Source organism: Longirhabdus pacifica, assembly GCF_004115085.1.
GTDB lineage: Bacteria > Bacillota > Bacilli > Paenibacillales > DSM-105158 > Longirhabdus > Longirhabdus pacifica.
In genome coordinates this window covers 58,373-81,746 of the sequence record NZ_QXJP01000006.1, presented here as the reverse complement: position 1 = coordinate 81,746, position 23,374 = coordinate 58,373, and the positions used below count along the sequence as shown (strand labels likewise).

General features: G+C 36.2%; 18 protein-coding genes, 2 tRNA genes and 1 other annotated feature. Of the genes, 7 read left to right on the top strand and 13 right to left on the bottom strand.

What is annotated here, in order from left to right:
• Positions 1–8: 8 nt before the first annotated feature.
• The 8 genes from D1Z92_RS06490 to D1Z92_RS06455 all read right to left on the bottom strand — a co-directional run bounded on the left by D1Z92_RS06490 (position 9) and on the right by D1Z92_RS06455 (position 8,109).
• Entirely contained in the window at positions 9–1,469 is a 1,461-nt protein-coding gene (locus D1Z92_RS06490; protein ID WP_164931481.1) for an alpha/beta hydrolase, read from the bottom strand.
• A gap of 276 nt (positions 1,470–1,745) precedes the next feature.
• Positions 1,746–2,390, bottom strand: a complete 645-nt coding sequence (locus tag D1Z92_RS06485; protein WP_128894853.1) for a hypothetical protein — start codon at positions 2,388–2,390, stop codon at positions 1,746–1,748.
• Between the two features lie 316 nt (positions 2,391–2,706).
• A complete protein-coding gene (zapA, locus tag D1Z92_RS17700; protein ID WP_128894852.1) occupies positions 2,707–3,294 on the bottom strand; it encodes a cell division protein ZapA in 588 nt (195 codons plus the stop codon).
• A gap of 96 nt (positions 3,295–3,390) precedes the next feature.
• The gene (gene pheT, locus D1Z92_RS06475) at positions 3,391–5,817 is read right to left on the bottom strand and encodes a phenylalanine--tRNA ligase subunit beta (RefSeq protein ID WP_128894851.1); all 2,427 of its coding nucleotides are present in this window, start codon (positions 5,815–5,817) and stop codon (positions 3,391–3,393) included.
• A gap of 23 nt (positions 5,818–5,840) precedes the next feature.
• Positions 5,841–6,875, bottom strand: a complete 1,035-nt coding sequence (pheS, locus tag D1Z92_RS06470; protein ID WP_128894850.1) for a phenylalanine--tRNA ligase subunit alpha — start codon at positions 6,873–6,875, stop codon at positions 5,841–5,843.
• 124 nt (positions 6,876–6,999) lie between these two features.
• Positions 7,000–7,248, bottom strand: a binding site (T-box leader).
• Positions 7,249–7,339: 91 nt separating this feature from the next.
• A complete protein-coding gene (locus D1Z92_RS06465) occupies positions 7,340–7,759 on the bottom strand; it encodes a hypothetical protein (protein WP_128894849.1) in 420 nt (139 codons plus the stop codon).
• Positions 7,760–7,944: 185 nt separating this feature from the next.
• A tRNA-Gly gene (locus D1Z92_RS06460) sits at positions 7,945–8,018 on the bottom strand.
• Positions 8,019–8,032: 14 nt separating this feature from the next.
• A tRNA-Pro gene (locus D1Z92_RS06455) sits at positions 8,033–8,109 on the bottom strand.
• A gap of 1,015 nt (positions 8,110–9,124) precedes the next feature.
• Between D1Z92_RS06455 and D1Z92_RS06450 the strand changes: the two genes are divergently transcribed.
• The gene (locus tag D1Z92_RS06450; protein WP_128894848.1) at positions 9,125–10,054 is read left to right on the top strand and encodes an aldo/keto reductase; all 930 of its coding nucleotides are present in this window, start codon (positions 9,125–9,127) and stop codon (positions 10,052–10,054) included.
• A 552-nt stretch (positions 10,055–10,606) separates the two neighbouring features.
• Positions 10,607–11,842, top strand: a complete 1,236-nt coding sequence (locus tag D1Z92_RS06445; protein WP_128894847.1) for a DNA polymerase IV — start codon at positions 10,607–10,609, stop codon at positions 11,840–11,842.
• A 414-nt stretch (positions 11,843–12,256) separates the two neighbouring features.
• Here the strand turns inward: D1Z92_RS06445 and D1Z92_RS06440 are convergent, their stop codons facing one another.
• Complete coding sequence (locus tag D1Z92_RS06440; protein WP_128894846.1) at positions 12,257–12,715, bottom strand: DIP1984 family protein; 459 nt, start codon at positions 12,713–12,715, stop codon at positions 12,257–12,259.
• Positions 12,716–13,033: 318 nt separating this feature from the next.
• On the opposite strand from D1Z92_RS06440, the gene D1Z92_RS06435 reads away from it, so the two are divergent.
• The 4 genes from D1Z92_RS06435 to D1Z92_RS06420 all read left to right on the top strand — a co-directional run bounded on the left by D1Z92_RS06435 (position 13,034) and on the right by D1Z92_RS06420 (position 18,664).
• Positions 13,034–14,257: a cytochrome P450 family protein gene (locus tag D1Z92_RS06435; protein WP_128894845.1), complete on the top strand. Its 1,224-nt coding sequence runs from the start codon at positions 13,034–13,036 to the stop codon at positions 14,255–14,257.
• A gap of 383 nt (positions 14,258–14,640) precedes the next feature.
• Complete coding sequence (locus D1Z92_RS06430) at positions 14,641–15,855, top strand: cytochrome P450 family protein (RefSeq protein ID WP_128894844.1); 1,215 nt, start codon at positions 14,641–14,643, stop codon at positions 15,853–15,855.
• 456 nt (positions 15,856–16,311) lie between these two features.
• Positions 16,312–17,535: a cytochrome P450 family protein gene (locus D1Z92_RS06425; RefSeq protein ID WP_128894843.1), complete on the top strand. Its 1,224-nt coding sequence runs from the start codon at positions 16,312–16,314 to the stop codon at positions 17,533–17,535.
• 442 nt (positions 17,536–17,977) lie between these two features.
• Complete coding sequence (locus D1Z92_RS06420) at positions 17,978–18,664, top strand: hypothetical protein (RefSeq protein WP_128894842.1); 687 nt, start codon at positions 17,978–17,980, stop codon at positions 18,662–18,664.
• 172 nt (positions 18,665–18,836) lie between these two features.
• Here D1Z92_RS06420 and D1Z92_RS06415 read toward each other — a convergent pair whose 3' ends face one another.
• The gene (locus tag D1Z92_RS06415; RefSeq protein WP_128894841.1) at positions 18,837–19,646 is read right to left on the bottom strand and encodes an inositol monophosphatase family protein; all 810 of its coding nucleotides are present in this window, start codon (positions 19,644–19,646) and stop codon (positions 18,837–18,839) included.
• Positions 19,647–19,823: 177 nt separating this feature from the next.
• Here D1Z92_RS06415 and D1Z92_RS06410 point away from each other — a divergent pair, with 177 nt between their 5' ends.
• Positions 19,824–21,059: a helix-turn-helix domain-containing protein gene (locus tag D1Z92_RS06410; protein ID WP_164931480.1), complete on the top strand. Its 1,236-nt coding sequence runs from the start codon at positions 19,824–19,826 to the stop codon at positions 21,057–21,059.
• Positions 21,060–21,130: 71 nt separating this feature from the next.
• Here the strand turns inward: D1Z92_RS06410 and D1Z92_RS06405 are convergent, their stop codons facing one another.
• The 3 genes from D1Z92_RS06405 to D1Z92_RS06395 form a co-directional block, all read right to left on the bottom strand.
• Positions 21,131–21,538 (bottom strand): disulfide oxidoreductase, encoded by a 408-nt coding sequence (locus D1Z92_RS06405; RefSeq protein ID WP_240666590.1) that lies wholly within the window; start codon positions 21,536–21,538, stop codon positions 21,131–21,133.
• Between the two features lie 18 nt (positions 21,539–21,556).
• Entirely contained in the window at positions 21,557–22,255 is a 699-nt protein-coding gene (locus D1Z92_RS06400; protein ID WP_128894838.1) for a DsbA family protein, read from the bottom strand.
• A gap of 209 nt (positions 22,256–22,464) precedes the next feature.
• Complete coding sequence (locus D1Z92_RS06395; RefSeq protein WP_128894837.1) at positions 22,465–23,208, bottom strand: AraC family transcriptional regulator; 744 nt, start codon at positions 23,206–23,208, stop codon at positions 22,465–22,467.
• Positions 23,209–23,374 lie beyond the last annotated feature (166 nt).

Sequence of the window (23,374 nt, the reverse complement as noted above, 5' to 3'; positions counted from 1 at the left end):
TACAACTGTCATATGGTTACGAGTTCATTTTGTTTTAACTGATTAGATAAGTGGTATAAACCCTTTTTCTCTAAAGTGAAAATTAATGCTTCCACTATCACAAGCAATCTCTGTTCTATCCGATACCGTGTACTGATGATCCAGTCATGATACAATCCAGGCATAAAGTTATTCATACATAATTCCAATAACTGCTGACACTTATGAAATTGTACGTGCATATCCGGCTCTGTACTCATAAGATCTAATTCTTGCAGGAATTGATGTATGTCCAATTGTACATTGTCATCTAGTGTGATACATTCCCGGTCTATTCTCAGAAAAAAGTGTTCTCTTTTTTGATGCTCATAGCTCGTCAATTTTTTTAAGCCATTTAATGCGACACGTAAACTATTTTTAGCTTTTTCTATTGAAACATCAGGCCAAAAAGTGTCAATCAACTGTTCTCTTGTTACTGAAGTATGATAGGCAATATAAATTAGTAACTCTTTCGCTTTACGACCGTTCCAATTTCCTTGTACGCTCTTTCCGTCTATTAATACCTGAAATTGTTTTAACGTTTGTATCTCTACTCTAGGCTTTGGCTCACTACCTTGCTCTTTTTGCTGGAGTGACGACATGCCTTCTAGCATCGTCTCCGAATAAGAACGAATAGTATGAATAAAATCATCTTCCTCCTTATCGTGACAGCTTCTATTACTCTCAATAAAATCATCCATCCACTTCGAGACGACATCAGGTTGATCGTAATAAATAATTTGGGAAGCATTAGGCACGATTAAATAACGTGCTTGGGGCATGGCACGTTGTGCGTAATAAGTTAAGTTGACGGGGATGAATGGATTTTTGTCTCCCCATAATATTAACGTGGGTATTTGCAGCGGTGTTACTGCCAGAGGGGCCTGATCCAAATGAAGTAGTTGCAATGAAGTCAAGCACACATCCAAAGGAACATCCATCATCATTTCATATACTCTACTAACATTTTCTTTATTTTGTATTAATTTTTCGGCAAAATAATTAGCATAGGCATGTTCATGTTGGTCTATTAATTTTGTTATAAAGTTTATGGTTGCATCCATAATTTCATTAGGAATATAGTGCATCGTGGAACTAAGTATAAGCGACTGAATGCGATGTGGACTTTGACAGGCAAATGCATAACATAATTTTGCCCCTAATGTGTCTCCAACAAGGTGACAACATGACACGTGAAGATAATCTAATAGATAGAGTAAATCATCGCACAACGTTTCTAGCGTCAGGGGATAACATGAGGTGCTTTTTCCATGTCCTCTTATATCATAGCGTATAATGGTGTATTTTGAAGTTAAATATGGAATGATGTCATCCCACTCTTTCATGTTCAAACTTACCCCATGTGATAAAATGATAGTTTCAGCACCTTCTAGTGTGGACTGTAAATACTCATAATGAATGATATCCTTACCTTTTTTTAAGTAAGCCACTTCATCACCTCCCATGTTAAAACCAATATTAAATATTAGTATTTAGATAATTATACTAAAAAATATCATAAATTGGTATAAAGAGATACTGATTATTTACTGTATTGTTCTCATCATGTGGTCATGAAATTTTAGGATTCTCGTATTTTATATTTAATCACCGCAATCCTTCTATTAAAAATATTATCTATGTTAAAACGCCTCTTACAGTCAAATAAGACAGTAAGAAGCGTTTTGGTGTTGTCGAAAATGTGTACACTTTTTATACTATGCTACTTATTCACTCAGCCAAGCTTCAAAATTTTCTATCATTTTATTATCATGTACACGCTCAGCATTTTGAATGTTATGATGTGATAATTCAAATTTTTCTTTTAATTGTTGTGACATGATGGGATCGGTATTCACTAGATTACCGTTTTGAATTTTAAATTTACCTTGTTTTTCAGCACCCATAATATAATAAGCATTTTCTTCTGCATTACCTTGCTTTTTGAGGAAAAGAATATACTCCTCTCCTACTTCTAATAAGTTATCGTAAAAATCTTCATTTTCACCAAGCTGCCCCATTTGATAAACCTTAATTTCATCATGTGAAATTCCTTTTTTAGTCGATAAAACATCAACTTCAGAACGTACTGAAAGTTCACTTGCATTACTATGATCTGAAACTTTGCCCGAAACAATCAAATCCGCATTGCTTTTTAATACCGTTAAACTTTCAAAATGATCTAGGTGAGAATAATGAGCAAAAATAAGATCTGAATCATCTAATTTATCACTTTCTTCATTAAAGATAAATGTTACACCATTTTTAGATTTCTCTTCATCATTTATATGATTCAAAATCACTTCGTTGGCAGCGTATAAAGATCCTATCATAACGCTAACACTTAAACCTAACGTCATCGTTTTATTCAACTCTAAACACCCTTCTCATTTCATATTTGAATAGACATTACTTATGTAATTTTTATCACTACTACTTGGTGTTGTTCTGATTGAATGGGATATATTGTAATAAAATACAAAAAATGATCTCGTTGTTCATATTCGGAGTAGGTATTCTTTTATTATATCATGTGCTTTTTTATAACAAGCACTTTATAAGTAAAAATATGAAATTCACTATACTTCAATATAGCCTAAACACTTCATCATAAACACATAAACATTTCATTAAATATGTGTAACGAAGTATTGTGCTGTACTTCGTAATAAAAAAACAAAAATAGTATTAATTTCTAGTATTACTCTTTGGCTTTTCCTTGTCCACAAGCTCGATCCACTCATTAAATTCAATTTGCAGTTTCTCATAATCTTCCTGTAGCTGTTTTACTCGTTCCTGATAGTTTTCTGCTTGCTGTAGCTGCTCTTTTAATTTATCTACATTCGCTTGCTCTATTTGCAATTGATCTCTTTCTTTTTGCACTTTACTCAACTCTTGTAACAGACTTTGATAAGCTTCTTCTTGTGCTTTACACTGTTCCTCTAGTGATTGATACTCTTGCTTCAATTTAGAATGTTCTTCATTTATCTGATTTAATTGTTCACTTTGCAACTGTTTATTAATTAATTGTTTTTGTGTAACTTCATCACATTTCTTAGTTAATTTCGTACATTCATCGACAGCATTCACCGCTGTTAGCACAGCAATTCTAGGCATATCTAATCTAGGGTTGGCACTAGATATTTCTCTCATTTGTTCATCCACTAGTTTAGCTACGTCTTGTACATGTTGAATGGATGTACTTGAACCAGCGAGCACTTTATATTGTGTTCCATATATTTCAACGTTTACACGAGTTTTCCCGTTTTGTTCCATTGATGTTATCCCCCTTCCCATAGATGCAGGATCATCGTTCTCATCATAACATAATTCGATGAGAACGATCTATTTTCCTGCTCCTATATGGTCATATTACCTTAATTCTGCGTTGAATTCCTTCTGCAAATGGGCTATGACTTTTTGGTGCGCAGCAGACACTACTTCGTCTGTTAAGGTTTTTTCATAGTCTAAATACGTTAGCGCGATAGCGATACTTTTCTTTCCTTCTGGCAAATGACTACCCGTGTAAACATCAAATACATTCACGTGCTGCAATAAATCTCCCGCACTTTGTTTAATTGCTGCAACGAGTTTATTTCCTTCTAATGCTTCGTCTACTAATAGCGCCATGTCGCGCTGCATAGAAGGATATTTCGGTAACGGTGTGTAGTCGATATGGAAATGCGCAGCTTCATATAGAGGTTGCAGCTCTAGTTCCATCACATATGTTGCATCAAGATCCTGCTCTTTTTGCAATGCTGGATGCAATTGTCCCATATATCCGATCACGTTTCCGTCCAAGCATATTTCTGCCGTTCTTCCCGGATGGAATCCTTTGAGATTCGCAGTTTTGTATTGTATCTGTCTCGTTATTCCTAAGTAGTCAAATAGCTGCTCCGTCAACCCTTTTAGATCATAGAAATCCACTGGCATTGGTTTTTGCGCCCAATTGACCGTTTGCTTGTTCCCGCTTAACAATACAGCTAACATCGGCTTCTCAGTAGGCAAAGTCGTAAGTTTTTGCTCCTCTGTGCGGTACACACTGCCCATTTCAAACATAGCTAGATCATGATTGTTACGATTACGGTTATACGTTGCCGTTTGAATGAGTTGTGGAGCAATACTTGTTCTGAGTACGCTTCTTTCCTCACTCATCGGCATAGCAAGCTGAATAGGATGTAAACCTTCGTCAAACGCGTGCAATAGCTTCAGGGATGAAGGTTCTACAAGTGTATAGTTGATCACCTCATACAGACCACTTCCACTTAGCGACTGGACGATAGCTCTACGAATTTTTTGTTGTTTCGTTAGCGCTCCTGGTGTCGTTTTCCCTTCCATTAACGTTGTTGGGATATGGTCATAGCCATAAATACGAGCAATTTCTTCGATCACATCCACATCAAGTTGGATATCTCCTCGGCGGGTAGGGATCGTAATGTTAAACTCGGCATTTTCTTCTTCATATGTGAATTGAAGTTTAGCTAGTATTTGCTTTACTTCATCTATCGTAATGGTGGAACCGATGTATTCATTTATTTTGCTTAAAGAAATGGTAATGATGGATTCTTTTGTTTCTTTCGTTATTTGCTCTACGATTCCAGTTGCAACGACTCCTCCTGCATACTGACGGATGAGTTCCGCTGCACGGTTTACCGCTTTATTGACGATACCACGATCAATTTCTTTTTCAAAGCGTAAACTGGATTCGGAACGCAGCCCTAATTTACGTGATGTTTGTCGAACGGAGCTACCACTGAAAATAGCCGATTCTAATATGACATTTTTCGTTGTGGAGGACACTTCGGAGCTGCTGCCTCCCATTACCCCAGCAATTGCTAGCGGTTGTTTACGGTCTGTAATGAGCAGCATGCTGCTATCTAATACACGCTCTTGTTCATCTAGCGTCGTGATTTGCTCATCATCATGTGCACGACGCACGATAATTTCACCTTGATCCACTTGATCGGCATCAAACGCATGTAGAGGTTGACCATATTCGAGCATCACATAATTCGTAATATCCACTATATTATTAATCGGGCGTACCCCTGCTGCCATCAGTCTGTTTTGCAACCACTGTGGTGAATCTTGAATCGTAATATCTTTGATATAACGTGCACTGTAGTGCTCACAGTCATCGGCTTCGATGTTCACTTTAACATGCTCACTTGCCACTGTATCTGCATCTTCTGTTACGTTATCTACGTCTGGTAATGTTACTTCTCTTCCAATGTTCGCTGAAACTTCATATGCGACACCGCGCATACTTAAACAATCCGCTCGATTAGGCGTTAGATCCAATTCTAATATTTCATCGGAAAGTCCGAGATATGCAATCATATCACTACCGATTTCCGCTTCTTCTGGAAGCACGAGAATTCCATCTTGCTTTTCTTTGGATAACAGTTTGCTATCGATACCGAGCTCTTTCGCAGAACAAATCATACCATGCGAAGGTACACCGCGCAGTTTTGCTTTTTTAATTTTAAAATTACCCGGAAGTACGCTACCTACTAACGCTACAGGCACTTTCTGTCCTGCATCTACGTTTTTAGCGCCGCATACGATTTGCAAATCTTCTGTTTCGCCAACGTCTACCGTACACACGTTCAGCTTATCAGCATCTGGATGCTTTTCTTTCTTTTTTACGTATCCGACAACGACACCACGTATACCTTGATTTCGCTCTTCTACAATATCGATTTCCACACCGCTGCGTGTTAATATTTCTCCTATTTGACTTGCATCATATCCTGACAAGTCGATATAATTTTGTAACCACTCGTATGACACTTTCATCGTATTCACATCCTCTATCTATATTAAATATGGGCAAATTGTTTTAAGAAACGTAGGTCGTTCGTAAAGAAATGACGAATATCTTCGATACCGTACTTTAACATGGCAATCCGTTCTACTCCTGTACCGAAGGCAAATCCAGAATACTCTTTCGGATCGTATCCAGACATCTCCAGCACTTTAGGATGCACCATGCCGCTACCTAGTATTTCAATCCATCCTGTTTGTTTACATACTCTGCAGCCTTTCCCTTTACATACCGTACAAGACACATCGACTTCCGCACTCGGTTCTGTGAACGGGAAGAAAGAAGGGCGAAGTCGAATTTCTGTATCATTGCCAAACATTTCTTTTACAAATTGCAGCAATGTCCCTTTCAAGTCACTCATTCGAATATGCTTATCGATCACGAGTCCCTCTATTTGCGTAAACATATGGGAATGCGTCGCATCGTCGTCGTCACGTCGATATACTCTTCCCGGACAAATAATTTTAACTGGCACTTCTCCCTTCATGTTTTGCATCGTACGAATTTGAACGGATGAAGTATGCGTGCGCAGTAATAAGTCATCGGTAATATAAAATGTATCCTGCATATCTCTTGCTGGATGATTTTTATGAATATTTAACGCTTCAAAGTTATAGTAATCGGTTTCCACTTCTGGACCTTCTGCAACTTGAAAGCCCATACCTAAAAAGATATCTTCCATTTCTTGAATAATTTTCGTCAGTGGATGAATGGAGCCTTTTTCTGAAGGACGTCCAGGAAGTGTTACATCTATTTTTTCTACCTGTAGTTTTCTGTCTGTTTCTTCTTTTTCTAACTTTTCCTGCTTTTGTTGAATAGCTTCGCTTATCGCTGCTCTAACTTCATTTGCCACTTGCCCTATGATCGGTCTTTCTTCCGCAGACAAACTTCCCATCCCGCGTAATACTTCCGTAATAGGTCCTTTTTTGCCTAGATATTTAATACGCAAATCATTCAACTCAGATAGTGACGTTGATTGATGCAATGTATCCAGTGCCTCTTGCTGCAACGACAACAACTTATCTTTCATTACCTAATCCCTCCTAATGATTTTCCAACTAAAATGAATTACCTGTGTGTTCTAGCTCTGCTAAAACGTCTGCGCTTGCTTTGCTATTTGTTACTATTTTCCCCATCAAAAAAACTCCTCCGTCTGTAGGGACGAAAGAGTCGTGGTACCACCCTAATTAGATAGGTATAGATTACCTATCTCACTTCATTCACGTAACGGTTTCACCGGAACTTCTTACTTTCTTTACCCTCATCATATTCCATAGATAAAGCGTTCAAAAGTCTGCTCCGAAGTGAATTTCAATAGTTGCACTATAGAGCTGCTCGCAGTCTCAGGGCAGCTCCTCCCTGCATAGTCGTCGTTATTTACTTATCTTCATCATCGCATTTCACTATATTCGCATTTAGCATTATTATATGGAATACAAGATAAAGATGCAAGTGTGTTGTGGTGATCGTTACACTTATGAAGAAAAAATGACGTTAAAGCTTATTAATGGCTAAGGAAGCTGTGACATCGCCTTTTTTATTTTTTGTTAGCGTTACTCCTGCTACATTAATTAACTTCACTACATCTCCTCGCTTTAGCTTTACCACCACTTGACCAGAATAATTAATAAGTGGATCATTATCTAAAAATGTAGCATACGTTGAGCCTGGAACCGTTTTACCGTTAACCGTAACTTTGTACCTTGCTTTATTTCTGCTATTTGCAGCTCGACTCGTTGTGTTATACGTTATTTTATATACTCCATCCACTTTTGCTGTGAGGCAATTAAATCCTCTGCAAAAGTTGAAACAAGGGCCACTTTTCTCAAACGATACCGCTGCACCTTTTCTTTTAAATTGAGTTCTTAAACTATACACATAGCAGTATGCTCTTCTAAATCTTCTCATACTCAAGCACAACACTCCTTTCTTAAAACTATCTTCCATATAACTTATGTACTAGCTGTGATAAACGGAATGATGTGCTTGACTCAACTTTTGAAAATAAGGCTCTATTGGTAATGCTGTACTGAGAAGTGAAATGTTAAAAAACAGCACAAAAAAACAGCTTCTACAAAGCTGCTGCTGATGGTTGTATATGGAGCGGGTGATGGGAATCGAACCCACGCTACCAGCTTGGAAGGCTGGAGTTCTACCATTGAACTACACCCGCGAATATAAAATTAATGGTCGGGACGACACGATTTGAACATGCGACCCCTTGGTCCCAAACCAAGTGCTCTACCAAGCTGAGCTACGTCCCGTTAACACTTATCATTATTGCGACAAAAATTAATATATCACGTTTCGAATACAAAGGCAACTGTTTTTTACATTATTTTAGATATTTATTTTTTTGAAACACCGAAGAAGTACCATCCACTTATCCCAAGAAAATATTTTCTAAAAAGGACATGGCACAAAAGCAAAACAAAAACCATGACCGCATTCTTATAATGTTTCTTCATGAACCAAGCACAGCTGCGGAAAAGAAAAGCGATAATACAGTTAATTTTCCACTGAATACTTTACAATAAAATGGAAATAAAGCGATTACTGGATAGTAATATTCGTGAATATAAGTCAGCAAAATTTATGAAATTTATACTAACTCCTCAAGGGATTTAAATAACACAAAATATGCAAATGAAATCAAATAAAATAACATTAAACGCTGAAAAGCTAGATGCACCAAGGGTTTCATGATATAATAGAGATAAGAGTACAATAGTACGGCTCACGGGGGCAAGGCTCACCTATTTTTTCTTTTTCATCTTCGAAAAAGAAAGGAGGTGTTGCCACGATGAAAATAAGACTAAGACTTGTTATTAAAGGATTAGGCGAATTATTCATTGAGTGTACGACAAAAAAGTAAGCTGCCCCCGTTCCCAAACGAAGCAGCTTACTTTTTAGTTCAACTTGAGCCTTGCCCATATGGGCATCTATTGCTACTCCACCACAAGTGTTATCAGCACTTGTGGTTTTTATGTTTTCTTTTTCATCTATATTATATCACAAATGAATCATGAAATATACAGACCAGAAAGTAAAAATAAAAGATCACACCCACCAACTACAACAAGAAAAACCATTGTACATCAAAGGTTTTACTACAAAAAATAGACTCACCTCGCAAAATGTTATGCACCATCATCTGACATGATATAGAAGTTGTAACACCACGTAGAATAAAAAATGTCGTATACTATACTCAAGGAAAGTAGTGTTTACAATGGGAAAAAAAAATTATATATAATATAAAGACAAGGAGGTTTCCAGATGATTTATCGCAAACTAGGAAAAACAAATCTAAAAGTATCTACAATAGGCATTGGTACATGGCAATTTGGCGGAGAATGGGGACTTACTTACACACAAGAAGATGTAGACGGTATATTGGATCAAGCACAAGCAGTAGGCATTAATTTCATCGATACTGCTGAATGCTATGGGGACCATTTATCAGAATCTTTAATAGGCGGATATTTGCAAAAAAGAAAGCGTGAAGATTGGGTCGTTGCTACGAAATTCGGACATCACTTTCACGGATTTTATGATCGAACGACGCATTGGTCTCCAGAAGATGTCTTGCAGCAATTGGAAGGCTCTCTTAAAGCGCTACAAACCGATTACATAGATGTATACCAGTTCCACTCCGGAACAGATGAAGTATTCGATAATGATGATCTGTGGACCATGCTGGACAAGCAAGTACAAGCAGGCAAGATTAAACACTTAGGGATTTCATTAAAAGCAAATAGCGAAACGTATCAAACTAGTCAAGCTGAAAAAGTAGGGGCGAAAGTGATCCAAGTCGTATACAATCGCTTAGACCGTAGTCCTGAGAAAGACATTTTCCCACTTTGCGAAAGCAATGATCTAGGCGTAATGGCCAGAGTTCCATTAGCTAGTGGTTTGCTCAGTGGTAAGTATAAACCTGGTTCTACCTTTGCTAAAAATGACGTTCGTTCCGTTAAAGATCAGGCGGAATTGCAGCAAAAAATGGTTGAAGCAGCTCAAATACAACAATTTGAAGTACCCGAAACGATGGATATGTCTACTTGGGCACTTGCTTGGTGTCTAAAACATGATGCAGTAACGTCTGTCATTCCAGGTTGCAAAAATAAAGAACAAGTTATTGCAAATGCGAAAGCGGCACAATACGCAAATGAGAACCATCCCCAAGCTTGGGACAAAGACGAAGCTTAAACCATCTCTTTCCTCATATTACATTCGTTATAGCAAGTCATTAGAGAGCACTTGAATGACAAGGGTGCTCTCTTTTTATTGCTTATATAAAATGAAGAAATACTGAGAACTAAGTTTACGCCTCAGTTGCCAGCCGTAAAGGTTGATATTGAAATTTCTTCATCTTATGGTTAGCGGTAATAAGTTGGTTGAACAAGTTCATCAACTTATTAAATGAAGAAATACTGAGAACTAAGTTTACGCCTCAGTTGCCAGCCGTAAAGGTTGATATTGAAATTTCTTCATTTTATGGTTAGCGGTAATAAGTTGGTTGAACAAGTTCATTCAACTTATTAAATGAAGAAATATTGAGAACTAAGTTTACGCCTCAGTTGCCAGCCGTAAAGGTTGATATTGAAATTTCTTCATCTTATGGTTAGCGGTAATAAGTTGGTTGAACAAGTTCATTCAACTTATTTATTTTCATAAATTACCACTGTATCATTTTCTTATTCTTGCATATAATAAGAACACATGTTCAGAACTTATGTTCTTATTCCGGAGGTGCTTTTTATGCAAACACAAAACATCATCTTCCTGGCAGATATGCAAAGTTTTTACGCTAGTGTAGAGAAAGCAAGTGATCCCGATACGAAAAATTATCCTCTTATCGTTGCAGGAGATCCGAAAAAGAGATCTGGCATTATTTTAGCTGCTTGTCCACTAGCGAAAAAATACGGAATTAAAACTGCGGAACCGCTGCATCAAGCGATAGCAAAATGCCCAAACGTCATCATTAAAAAGCCAAGAATGCAACAATACATTAACGTTTCCTTACACATTACGTCCATTATGAAACGATTTACGGATTTAGTAGAGCCGTACAGTATTGACGAACAATTTTTAGACGTGACTGGCAGCACTGCTTTATTTGGTTCTGCCACCGAAATGGCACAACAGCTACAGCACACAATTTTACAAGAGACAGGGGTCTACGCTCGAGTAGGCATAGGTCAAAACAAAATGCTCGCCAAACTCGCCTGTGACAACTTCGCAAAAAAGAACAAAAGTGGCATCTACACGTTACGCAAAAAGCAACTTGCTTCATCCCTTTGGAAACTACCAACAAAAAACATGTTCGGTGTCGGTAGAAAGATGGAAGCTCATTTTAAACGTATTGGCATTCACACGATTGGTGATCTAGCCCATTACGATGTGCATAAACTAAGACAAAAATGGGGAGTTAATGGAGAAGTGTTGTGGCAAACGGCAAACGGCATCGATTACTCCCCTGTCACACCCCATACACATGACACGCAAAAAGCAATCGGTCACCAAATGACATTGCCGAGAGACTATACAACAGAAGCAGAAATTAAAGTGGTTATGCTAGAACTAAGTGAAGAAGTATGCAGGAGATCAAGAGTCAAGCAACGAATGGGAAGTACGGTTTCTGTAGGTTGTCGTGGTGCTAGCTTTGATTTCCCTACTGGTTTTTACCGTCAGCAAAAACTACCCTATCCTACGAACGATGGCAAAGAGGTGTTTGCAGCTGCATGGCAATTGTTCAAACATCACTGGGATAGGGAACCTGTGCGCAGTGTCGGCCTTACGTTGTCACAACTACAAGACGATCAACAATATCAACTGGATTTATTCCGTGACATGGAAAAACAAAAAAAATTAAATCATGTCATGGATGCGATTAAGCAAAAATATGGAGCTACAGCAATTCTCCATTGTAGTTCTTTACAAGAAAGTGGACAGGCGATTGCACGGTCTCAAAAAATTGGTGGTCACTATAAGTAACATTGGATGACTCAAATGATCAATTCATTGCTTACTACAAGAATAAATAGCAAAAAAGAACAGATGCAAATAAAGCTTTAAAGTGAATTAACTTTTATAAGAGCTAGTAAGAAGATAAACAATATTTTGACTACTTAGAGAATGAAAAAATCAAATAATAAAAAATCTAGAAGCACATCAGTGAATGATAGGCTTCTAGATTTTTTACTTTATTCCCCGTTCCCACCCTCGTTTTGCATTATAAATCAGTACATGGTCATAACAATAATTAGTAACATTACTCATGTCACATTGTAGGCATAGCAATTATACTTGTGGTACTGCCCCAATACCAATCTAATCGAATTTAGCCTCTAGTTCCCGTTAAAGGGTTTGCACTCGCTTTTATAATGAAAACTACCTTCTAGCACTGAATTATGTTAATAGATCAATCGTCCAATTTTTACCTTGTATTTGTGTGTCCAACTCTCGATGTCGTTTTGATAGCAAATCAATTTGTTTTTGTATTTCTGTAACTTCAATGGTACTTATGTATTTGATCTCGGATCTACTGAATCGATCCTGTTTAATAGAAGCTTGTTCTGAAAGGCTGCTTAATGCCATTCTTCTACTCCACAGCATATCACGTTCTACCAATGCATCTGAAAGTGTCCTTGCTTCATCTAATTTAATAGTATTATTTGTTTTGTTAATGCTCTTTATGATGTTTGTTAGTTTTTCCATGATACGATCCAATTCCTCTAATAATAGATTTGGATCTTCAGCAGGTTCTTCATCTTCTTGTACTTTTACATTCTGTTGTAAGCGATGGTTCAGCTGTTGTACTCTTTTTTGATAGTCTGCACGCAAAATTAAAGCTTCTGCTAATTTCAATATAATCAACTCCATCGGTTCTTTGCTTTTTACAGTATGCACCATTATATACTAAAGTTAGACAAAATACAAATAATAAAATATTTTTTGTTGATTTTTTATTTACGTATATTAATATAGTATATTTAGTCACCTGCAAACCAAGTTATGAGTACAAAGTTGTCATCAGCATATGCATAGCTGTCCCTTCAAAGGGAACACAAACATTTCTTTCATTATGATGAAATGGTTAATTTATCTATTTGAACTATATTTTTTTCCACTTTTATGATAAAACGTATATATAAGAGATTCTAATAAAGAAAGGTGAGATTGTTGATGGCTCTAAAAGCAGAAAAATTGGAAAATTTAGATTTTAACTCTCCTACGTTTAAGCAACAAGCCTACTCATGGTATGAAAAACTCAGAGAAGAAGAACCCGTCCATTTAACCAACATAGGAGGAAGCGATCGCACTTGGCTTGTCACCAGATATGAAGATGTACAAGCCATACTAAAAGACAATGATCGTTTTGCGCAGACGAAGAGCGCCCTTTGCCCATTTCAACATGAAAAGTTACCAGAATCGATTGAAATTTTAAACACAAATATGCTTCGCATGGAACCACCTGAGCACACCCGCCTCAGACGATTAGCCGCTAAAGTATTTTCACCACGAATGACACAAAAACTAGAACCTCAAGTAAAAGAGATTACGCAAAAACTACTAGATAAAATGGAACAAAAGGAAGAAATTGATTTAATTCGCGACTTTGCGCTACCATTACCGATTGAAGTCATTAGTGATTTACTAGGCATTCCAGAAGGAGAGCGCACCAAATTTATAACATGGTCGAATATCGTCATTACGGGGATACTCAATCAGGAAAAAATGATTCAGCAGATAGACACGCTAGATGAGTTCTTTGATTATATTTCGAATCTCATTCGCACGAGGAAAGAAGAACCTGGAAATGACCTCATCACTGCATTAATTCAGGCTCATGAAGAAGAAGATAAGTTATCCGAGAGAGAACTGCTCAGTATGCTGTTACTGCTTATTGTTGCAGGGCATGAAACTACTGTAAATTTAATTAACAATGGTGTATTAGCTCTACTGGAAAATGAAGAGCAAAAAAAATTATTCATGTCAGATCCATCCATAGTAGACACCGCTATGAACGAATTTCTACGTTATTATAGTCCTGTTGAAGTATCCACAGGTCGTTGGGCAAAACAAGACTTCGTATTACATGGAAAAGAAATTAAGATGGGAGATCAAGTGCTTGCCTGCATTGCATCCGCAAATCGTGATCCAAACGTTTTCGAGCATCCTAACCAGTTAGATATTACGAGAGCACACAACCCTCATTTAGCATTTGGTTATGGCACACATCATTGTTTAGGAGATTCTCTTGCTCGTTTAGAAGGAAGAATTGCTATCTCTATGTTATTTGAACGTTTTCCACATCTACAAGTCAACATTTCACGAGAAGATTTACGCTGGAATACAGATATGTTGATGCGATCTCTTGTTCAGTTTCCTGTTACGCTAAAAGGATAACTCAAAAATAAAATAACTATAAATAAAAATGGAATAGCGTATAGCAACAATAAAGAAGAGACTGTCATGTTCTTCGGATTTTCTTTTCTTCTTTGCTGGTATACGCTTTTTTTCATTTTCTATTTTTCATACTTTTCATGTATGTTTCCCTTTACATGGTTTAAACAAGTAAATGTAAAATTATTAACAATAAACTAAAATAAACAATAATAGCTATCTATGCATTATGTTTTTAATATGCTAATCTTTCTATTTAGAAAGGGGGCATTTATTACATGTAAAATATTCTGTATTATCAGATAAGTATAGATTGTAACTGATGATATAGTGCTAAAGAAAATAAAATATAAAATATTTGTACTAAAGGAAAGGTGGTTTATTCATTGTTGCACCCGAATCCATTACACCATTTTGATCTTTCAAGTCCAGCGTTTACTAAGAACCCACATCCCTACTTCGAATACTTAAGAAAGCACAAACCTATCATAAAGATAGATATTCCTGGTGGAGATCCAACTTGGCTATTGACCAGATACGAAGATACTCAGATTATACTCAAAGACAACGACAATATTACGAAACATCGTTCCTCTTTATGTCCGTATCAGCACCAACACATACCTCAATCATTAAAAGCATTTGACAACTGCATGTTAAACGTAGATCCCCCAGACCATACCAGACTGAGAAGATTAATTTCCAAAGCGTTTACTCCAAGAGCAATTGAATCCTTAAAGCCTAGAATGCATGAACTTGCTAATGATTTAATCGATGAGATGATGAGCAAAGAAGATCCTGATCTGATGCGGGACTTTGCTACCCCATTTCCTTTTACTGTCATCTGTGAAATGTTAGGAGTACCGAAAGAAGCACAATCTCAATTCGGTATGTGGTCTAACCAATTAATACAAAGCCTTGGTAATCAAGCAGCTTATCTCAGCATTGAAAAAGACATGGATGAATTTTTAGCTTACACGCATGAGCTGATTTCATTACGTAAAAATGATTTGCAAGATGATATCATTAGTTCACTTATTCAAGCACATGAAGGAGAAGACAAACTGACAGAAGAAGAATTGGCAGGAACGATCATTATGCTTATGACTGGTGGCTATGAAACGACATTAAATTTAATATGTAATGGTGTGCTTAGTTTATTAGAGCATCCAGAACAACTTGCCCTGTGGAAAGAAGATCCTAACGTCAGAGATTCCGCTATTGAAGAGTTCCTGAGATATTATCCACCTATTAAAACCACAGTAGGTCGATGGGCGAAACGTGATTTTGAATATCTTGGAGAACAAATCAAACTAGGTGATGCTATTCTATGCTCTGTCGAATCTGCAAATCGAGACGAACAATTTTTCGATTCTCCAAACCGTTTTGATATTACAAGAAAAAATAACAAACATATCGCTTTTGGAGAAGGTGTACACTTCTGTCTTGGTGCTTTCCTTACTAGAGTAGAAGCACGAATAGCGATGGAAACATTACTAGATCGACTTCCTAACCTTACAAGTACAAAACCGTTATATGAAATGGAATGGGAACCTGGAATTCCAACGCGTGTACTTACTGAATTTCCAATCAAATGGTAAGGTGATATAGCCTCATCTCTTCATATAAACGTGATTTTCACTTCTAATCAGCATGGATTGGTTTCACCCTTGTTCACCTTCTACATGAAGCCAGAAAGTAGAATTCAAACCAAAGTGTTGCCCAATCTGTACACTAAAATTGGAGAGCGTATTGCAACGACGAACAAGAGGATACAATGGTGTTCATTTTCGTTGCTATACGCTTTTTCATTTCCATTTTTCAATATATCTTTCACCTTTACATAGTTTAAACAAATAAAATATAAATTTATTAACAATAAACTAAAATTAACAATAATAAACATCTATGCATTATCTTTTTAGTATGCTAATGTATCTAGGTAGATAGTGTTTTTATGGAAAATAATCTGATATTTTTTTATATTCAATATTATCAGATAAGTAAGAATATTACTTGTTACAAAAATATTATGAGAAGGAAAGGTGGTTTATCCATTGTTGCACCCTAATCCATTGCACCATTTCGATCTTTCAAGTCCATCGTTTGCAAAAAACCCACACCCTTACTACGATTACTTAAGAAAGAACAAGCCTATCATTAAAGTTGATGTCCCAGGTGGGGATCCAACTTGGCTAGTAACAAGATATGACGATGTTCAGTTTATACTAAAAAACACTGAATTACTCTCAAAGCATCGTTCCTCTGTATGTCCATATCACAACGAACAGATACCTAAACCATTAAAAGCATTTAATAAATCCATGTTAAATGTAGATCCTCCAGATCATACAAGATTAAGAAAACTAATTGCTAAAGCTTTTGCTCCAAAATCAGTAGAACCCTTAAAACCTAGGATGTATGAGATTGCTAATGATTTAATAGATCGAATGATGACGAAAGAAAATCCTGACTTGAATCGCGACTTCTGTATTCCATTTCCTTTTACCGTAAACTGTGAAATGCTGGGAATATCGAAAGAGAAACAAGCCGAATTTGGGATCAATTGGTCCAATGCATTAGTGCAAAGTCTTGGTAATCAGACTACTTATCTCGGCATTGAAAGAGACATGAATTCATTTTTAGAATACGTAGATGAGCTTATAGCTTCACGAAGAAACAATTTAGAAGATGATATCATTAGTTTACTTATTGCAGCATATGAAGATGAAGATGAAGATAAAATTACTGAAGAAGAATTACAAGGTACCATTATCATGTTAATGACCGGTGGATATGAACCAACGGCCAATGCAATAAGTAATAGCATGTTTACTCTTTTAAATCATCCTGACCAACTTGCTATGTGGAAAGAAGATCCTAGTGTAAGAAGTTCAGCTGTAGAGGAAATTATAAGATATTGTCCACCGTTCAAAACGATAGTAGGCCGCTGGGCAAAACAAGACTTTGAATATCTTGGAGAGCAAATCAAAATGGGTGATGCTATTTTCTCTTCTGTTGAATCTGCTAATCGAGACGAGAAATATTTTGACTCCCCAAATCGTTTAGATATTACGAGAAAAAATAACAAACATTTATCTTTTGGAGAAGGTATACACTACTGTATCGCTGCTTATCTTAGTAAACTAGAAACATTGGTATCGCTAGAAGCACTGGTAGATCGACTGCCTAACCTTACAACTACAAAACCATTGTATGACCTAGAATGGGCACCTGGAATTCCACAGCGTGTACTTAACGAATTTCCTGTCAAATGGTAGAAACTATAAAGGAAGCAAGTATAGTCATTGGATGACGTATACTTGCTTCTCAACTTATGAATGTATTTCTATGTTTTACTATTTTAATTTACCAAATGTGAATAAAGTATGAATAAACTTAATGAAACAAACTCTCTACTAATTTCTCCGATACGTGAATATAGTCTACTCTTTGTTTTATATCATCAATGGTTGTTCTTCCACAATCAACATCCTATGATCTATTTAAATAAGCTTTTACGCCTTTCTCACGAAGTTGATCCGTTGTTTTAAAACAATCCGCAGTGAAACATCTTTTTCTTAAGCAGATCCATACCATCGATGGGTTATGAGTTGTTCCAGCTTGAATGGTAGTCCTTTGAATGGTAACAAGTAATAAAATAGCTACTGTCACTAATATCTTTATTATAAGAGTGTAATTTAATCTTTAGGGAGGTTGATAATGATGAAGAAATTTCTATCTCTATTTGTCGTTATTATTTTGATTTTCCAGATTAATATTTATCATGTTATGGATGATCAATCAGAAGCAAGTAAAAAGGTTTATGCAGAAGGGGAATGGAAAGTAACGGTCATTGATCATGCTAATCCCCTTCAATCTTTCACCAACTCACCTATGTTATCCAGTTTAGCTAACTCAAGTGCTTATGATAAGACGGTTATTATTTCTAACAAGCCAGAAACAGAGTGGCAGCATATATTTGATGGGATCAATAAATTTCACAATGCTATTGATAAAAACACGCTTAGATTCAATTACAAGAAAGCATTAAACATTGTAAATAACGATCCAAAACTACAATTAGTCAAAAATTATGATGGAACATTAAAATATTTCTTTAGTGATTATGATGAAGCAGTGGGATACGCAACAAATTTTATTACTAATTATTTTCAAATGAATGTAAACACTAGCGAATACAACGAGATAAGAAACGCCATTTATGGTTTAGGTTGGGGCGGATACTATTACAAGTTATTATTTGCTGTCGATAACAATAACAATGTAGAACTCACCCCTTTCTCCTTATGTTGTAAAGGTGTTGCACCTGCAAACCCCTTCCAAATCCCTCCTTTACCACGCCTGGAAGTAACTACACAAGGACTCAAAGCAATTTATAGACCCTGATAATTGACATGAGGGGAGACTTAAAAAATATATCCCTGATTAACCATACAAAACGACAGCATGATTACTTTCAGAAGTATAGCCTAATTCGTACAATGAATTAGGCTTTTTATGCAAGGTTAAACAATAAGATGAGCAGCAGGATACAGATGCTAATCCATCATTTAAACGTTCATCTCATGGATAGTCCAGCATTTTTGACTTCACTTAAAAAATGATCTTTATAATCTTCATGACATGCTATCAAATAAGGCGTAGTAATCATTCCGCCTTCGTATACATTTCCCTGAAAATCCATGATGACTGCTCCCGCCTCTTTGGCCATTAACATACCAGAATATAAGTCTTCTCCTTCAGAACGATAAACATAAATCGCTTCAATATCCCCTTTCGCTAACATGCACCACTGTAACGTCGGTGCCCACAATCGTATCATCCTTTTATACTTTACATCCAAATAATGTTTGAACTTTACAGCATCATGCTCGTTTTGAACTCCATGACCTTGTATCCATCCCACAGTGCTTTTATATATCTCTTTTACTTTATTCTGCATCGTAATGACTTCACCATTGCATCTCGTCCCTTTTCCAATAGAAGAGGTATATACTTGCTCTGTCATCGGCTCATATATGACAGCAAACACACATTGTTTTTTGTACATTAATCCTATGCTTACACTGAACAATGGCATTCCAATAACAAAATTATTTGTTCCGTCGAGTGGATCGATGTGCCATTCCCAATCCCCTTCTTCACCAATACAACCCATTTCCTCACTGTAAATTTGATGATTAGGAAACACTTTACGTATTCGATTAATAATCATTTCCTCTGCTTTCAAATCTACTTCAGTTACTACATCGCCATAATCATCTTTTTCCGAAACATGATTCTTATGATTAAATCTACTTTTTATGTATTGTCCTGCTGCATTCGCTGCTTCCACCGCAATCATTTCTGCATGATGCAATATATCCATATCATCACCTCTCATGAATCATTAATATATTAATTACATCTTACACTATAAAATGGAAATTAAATACTGGTATGAAGAAAAGTCGAAAGAGGTATACCCTCTTGACTTTCAAATCTTTGAAATTTACTTAGAACCAATCATATGGTATATTTATGCAAAAGCAGTGTTGAGGTGTTCATGGTGAAAGAGATAACTTCATTAGGAGAGTTAGTTAGAAATAGTAGAGAGCAACAAGGGCTCACCCTTCATCACCTGCAAACCACGTTAGGAGTAAACAAAGGTGTCATCAGCAAATTAGAGAATGGGAGTACGAAACGTCCAGAATGGAAGACAGTTATGACCATCACCAATGCATTGCACATCCCTATGGAGCAGGTTATCCATTGTTATGTTGAAGTGGAAGAACGTCCCACAATGTTACTTGATTTACTTGAAAAGGCATTGCATATATCCCATGATACAGCATTGATTACTAAAGTTGCGTTAGCTTACTTAGAATCACCTCGACAGGAAACTGAAGAAGCACTTTCCGCTCTTTATCAGTTTACGAATGACATAGAGGATCAAGAAACTAGATTACTACTATATCAAACCATGGGTGAATACGCTCGAACAAGAGGGGGTCCACCTTTTATAGCCAAAAATTTGGTGCAAGCTTATTTTATTAAGCGCCTTGATATTCAAAGAGACCATGAAACATATGAACAAGCAAAAGAAATTTTTCATTATGTTGACTTTTTAAACAATGAGGAACAAAGAGAATTTTATTTCAAACTTGCTATCCAAACATATGCGATAAAAAAATATGAAGAATGTATAGCATTAGTAGAGACAGGAGTGTCTATACCGGGTGAAGCAACGGAGCTAGAAGCAAGAGCATATGGAACCATGATTAATTGTTATTTTCTTCTAGGACAATATTCTGAGACCGAAGAGCACTTGAATAGTTTTAGAAAATATAAACATCAATATGATGTAGTTGATGAAACTATTAATATGACTTATGCATTAATAAAAGTAAAACAAAAGGAATATGATACTGGTATCCCAATGCTAGAACGATGTTATAAAGAAATCAGACCAAATCAAAAAATAAATGTAATTATTGATTTATTCCCCGTCTATATCGAATTAAACGATTTAACCAGTATACAACAGCTAATCCTTAAAGAAAATGAATTTTTACCAAAGAAACCTGTTTCACACCAATACAAAGCACTAGGAAAATACTATTTATATAAAGGTCAGTTCGAATTAAATCAAGGCCGATTAGATAATGCAATGGAATGCTACAATCAAAGTGTAGAAGCATTTACTCACGTGGGAGCACAGGAAGAACTCACTGCTGCCTATGTTCACATCATGTCGTCCAGCATTACTAACATTTTACTATTCCCACAAAAATTCAAATAGTTCAGCGCTATAAAAAAAACTCGAGTCCTCTTCGTCGTTATTCCTTGAGGTTCGAGTTTTTTAAAAACATTTTATTTAGATTTACTTAAAATGAGTAGAACAGAGATCAAAAAGAAAGCAACAAGAGATAAAAATGGAATGGTTATAAATCCAAACCAATTAATATATTCCAAGTTACAAGGGATACCGTTCGTACAAGGTTTGATTTCTGCAAAACCTGGCACTTTTTGTTCTAAGTAATGGAATACACCAATACCGAATCCCAGAATAGATAGAGGCAGCACATACTTTTTAATGTTGAAGTTAGATTCGTAGGCGGCTATACCTAGAATGACCACCAAAGGGTACATCAGTATTCGTTGATACCAGCATAGCTGGCACGGCATATAACCTAAAACTTCACTAAAATATAGACTTCCTCCCGTTGCAATAACAGAAATAATCCACGCTCCGTATAATGCGAAGTAACGCCAATTCAATATCTCAACCTACCTCTCCTATTGTAGCTCGGCCTCTATCAACCCTTTTAACTCTTCATAATCAAGAAATTCTTGTATTTTCGTTCCATTCACCATAATGGTCGGCGTTTGCATGACCTCATAATACTGTACTAAACCCATGTCGATGTTTAAATTATTCATGAATGCATTTTGTGCCATATCTTCTTGAAATTTCTGTAAATCTAGTGATGGAACGGTCTCTGCTGCTAAGTTCGTCATTGCATCGATCGTTACCCATGCTTCATCATGATTCACATCGGGTTGAAGTTCATATATTGCTTGATGAAAATCCCAATACGCTTCAGGATCTTGAGCGTAGACCGCTTCTGCTGCTAATGAAGCAATGACCGACTCTTGTTGATGAAATAATGTATTGATAAATGCATAATTGATCTTTCCTGTATCAATATAATCTGCTTTCAATTGTGGAAATATCATTTGTTCCCATATCTTACAAGATGGACATTTATAATCTCCGAACTCTACAACCGTTACGTTGGATTCCACATTACCTAACGTCGGCTGACCTTCTGTAGATGGGGGATTAAGTTTAAATTGTTCTGCTTTTTCACTTTCTATTTCTGCTAATTTATTTTTTTCAGCTTGGTTAACATAAATCAGTGCTGCAACGATAAGAACCATCAATGCTGTAAAAATAACGATGATTTTTGCTGGGCTTTTACTCTGATTTGCCATTTTTCATTCTTCACCTCAAATTATTAAATAATATCTCCATCATCAAACATGCTTCTAGTATGTTTAAAACTACTAGGTTGAAACGGATACTCCATACTTCACTTTCAAAACTAGCAATGTGATCTTTCAATTCATGTTGCTGCAATATTCATCTTATCTATTTTATATCGTTTTGCTATCAAAAACAATCCACTTACTTGAATTAAGACTTACTCATTCAGTGCTAGTTTTCGATAATCTTTTGGCGTCATTGCTTTATATTTTTTGAAAAGAGAAGTGTAATAGCTTTGATTACAAAAATGAAACAACACAGCGATGTCGGATATGGTAATATTAGTATGAATAAGGAAAAATATCGATTCTTCAATTCTTTTTTTGTTAATGTAATCTCGCATGGAAATCCCTACTTCTGATTTAAATCTGTGGGATAAATAACTAGGGTGCATGTGAACTTGTTCAGCTATTTCAGGAAGGGGGAGCTTTTGTAAAATATTTTCGTGAATATACGATATGGTCAAGTTAATCGTATGACTGTAGGATAGAAAATTACTTCTCTGTTTTAACGTTTGTACAAAGTCCGTAACCATCTCAAATTCCATCTGATTTAACTGCTCTTCGTCCGTTATTTTTTCAATTTCATTGATGTATGCGTCACTTAATTGAAACGCAAACTCAGGATGAACACCACCTTCAATGATTGCACGAGTAAACAAGGTACAAGAACATATTAACGAATTTTTTAAGGAACGAATAGGAGAGTGCGAGAGCGACGCCCTTTTCAAGGCGTTGATTTGTTTTAAATATAAGTGGCCTTTGTTTGAGTCCCCATTTTTGATGGCATTGAGTAATTGTTGCTCCAAGTTAAAGGGAGGGTGTAAGAAATATTCTTGTTGATTTTTAATTCTAGATCTCAAAAATTGGCGAATGATAGAAGGATGAATCGATAAATTCATAGGGCCACCCCGTATCTTTCTAAAAAATTAATAAGAATATAATTTTTTTGATATCATTGTAGTCCAACTCATTTTAAAATGCAAGTGAAGAGATTGGAAAAATACACTATAGGGGGTAATTACATTGAAAAAACTATTTATTTTATTGTTATCGCTTACATTTATA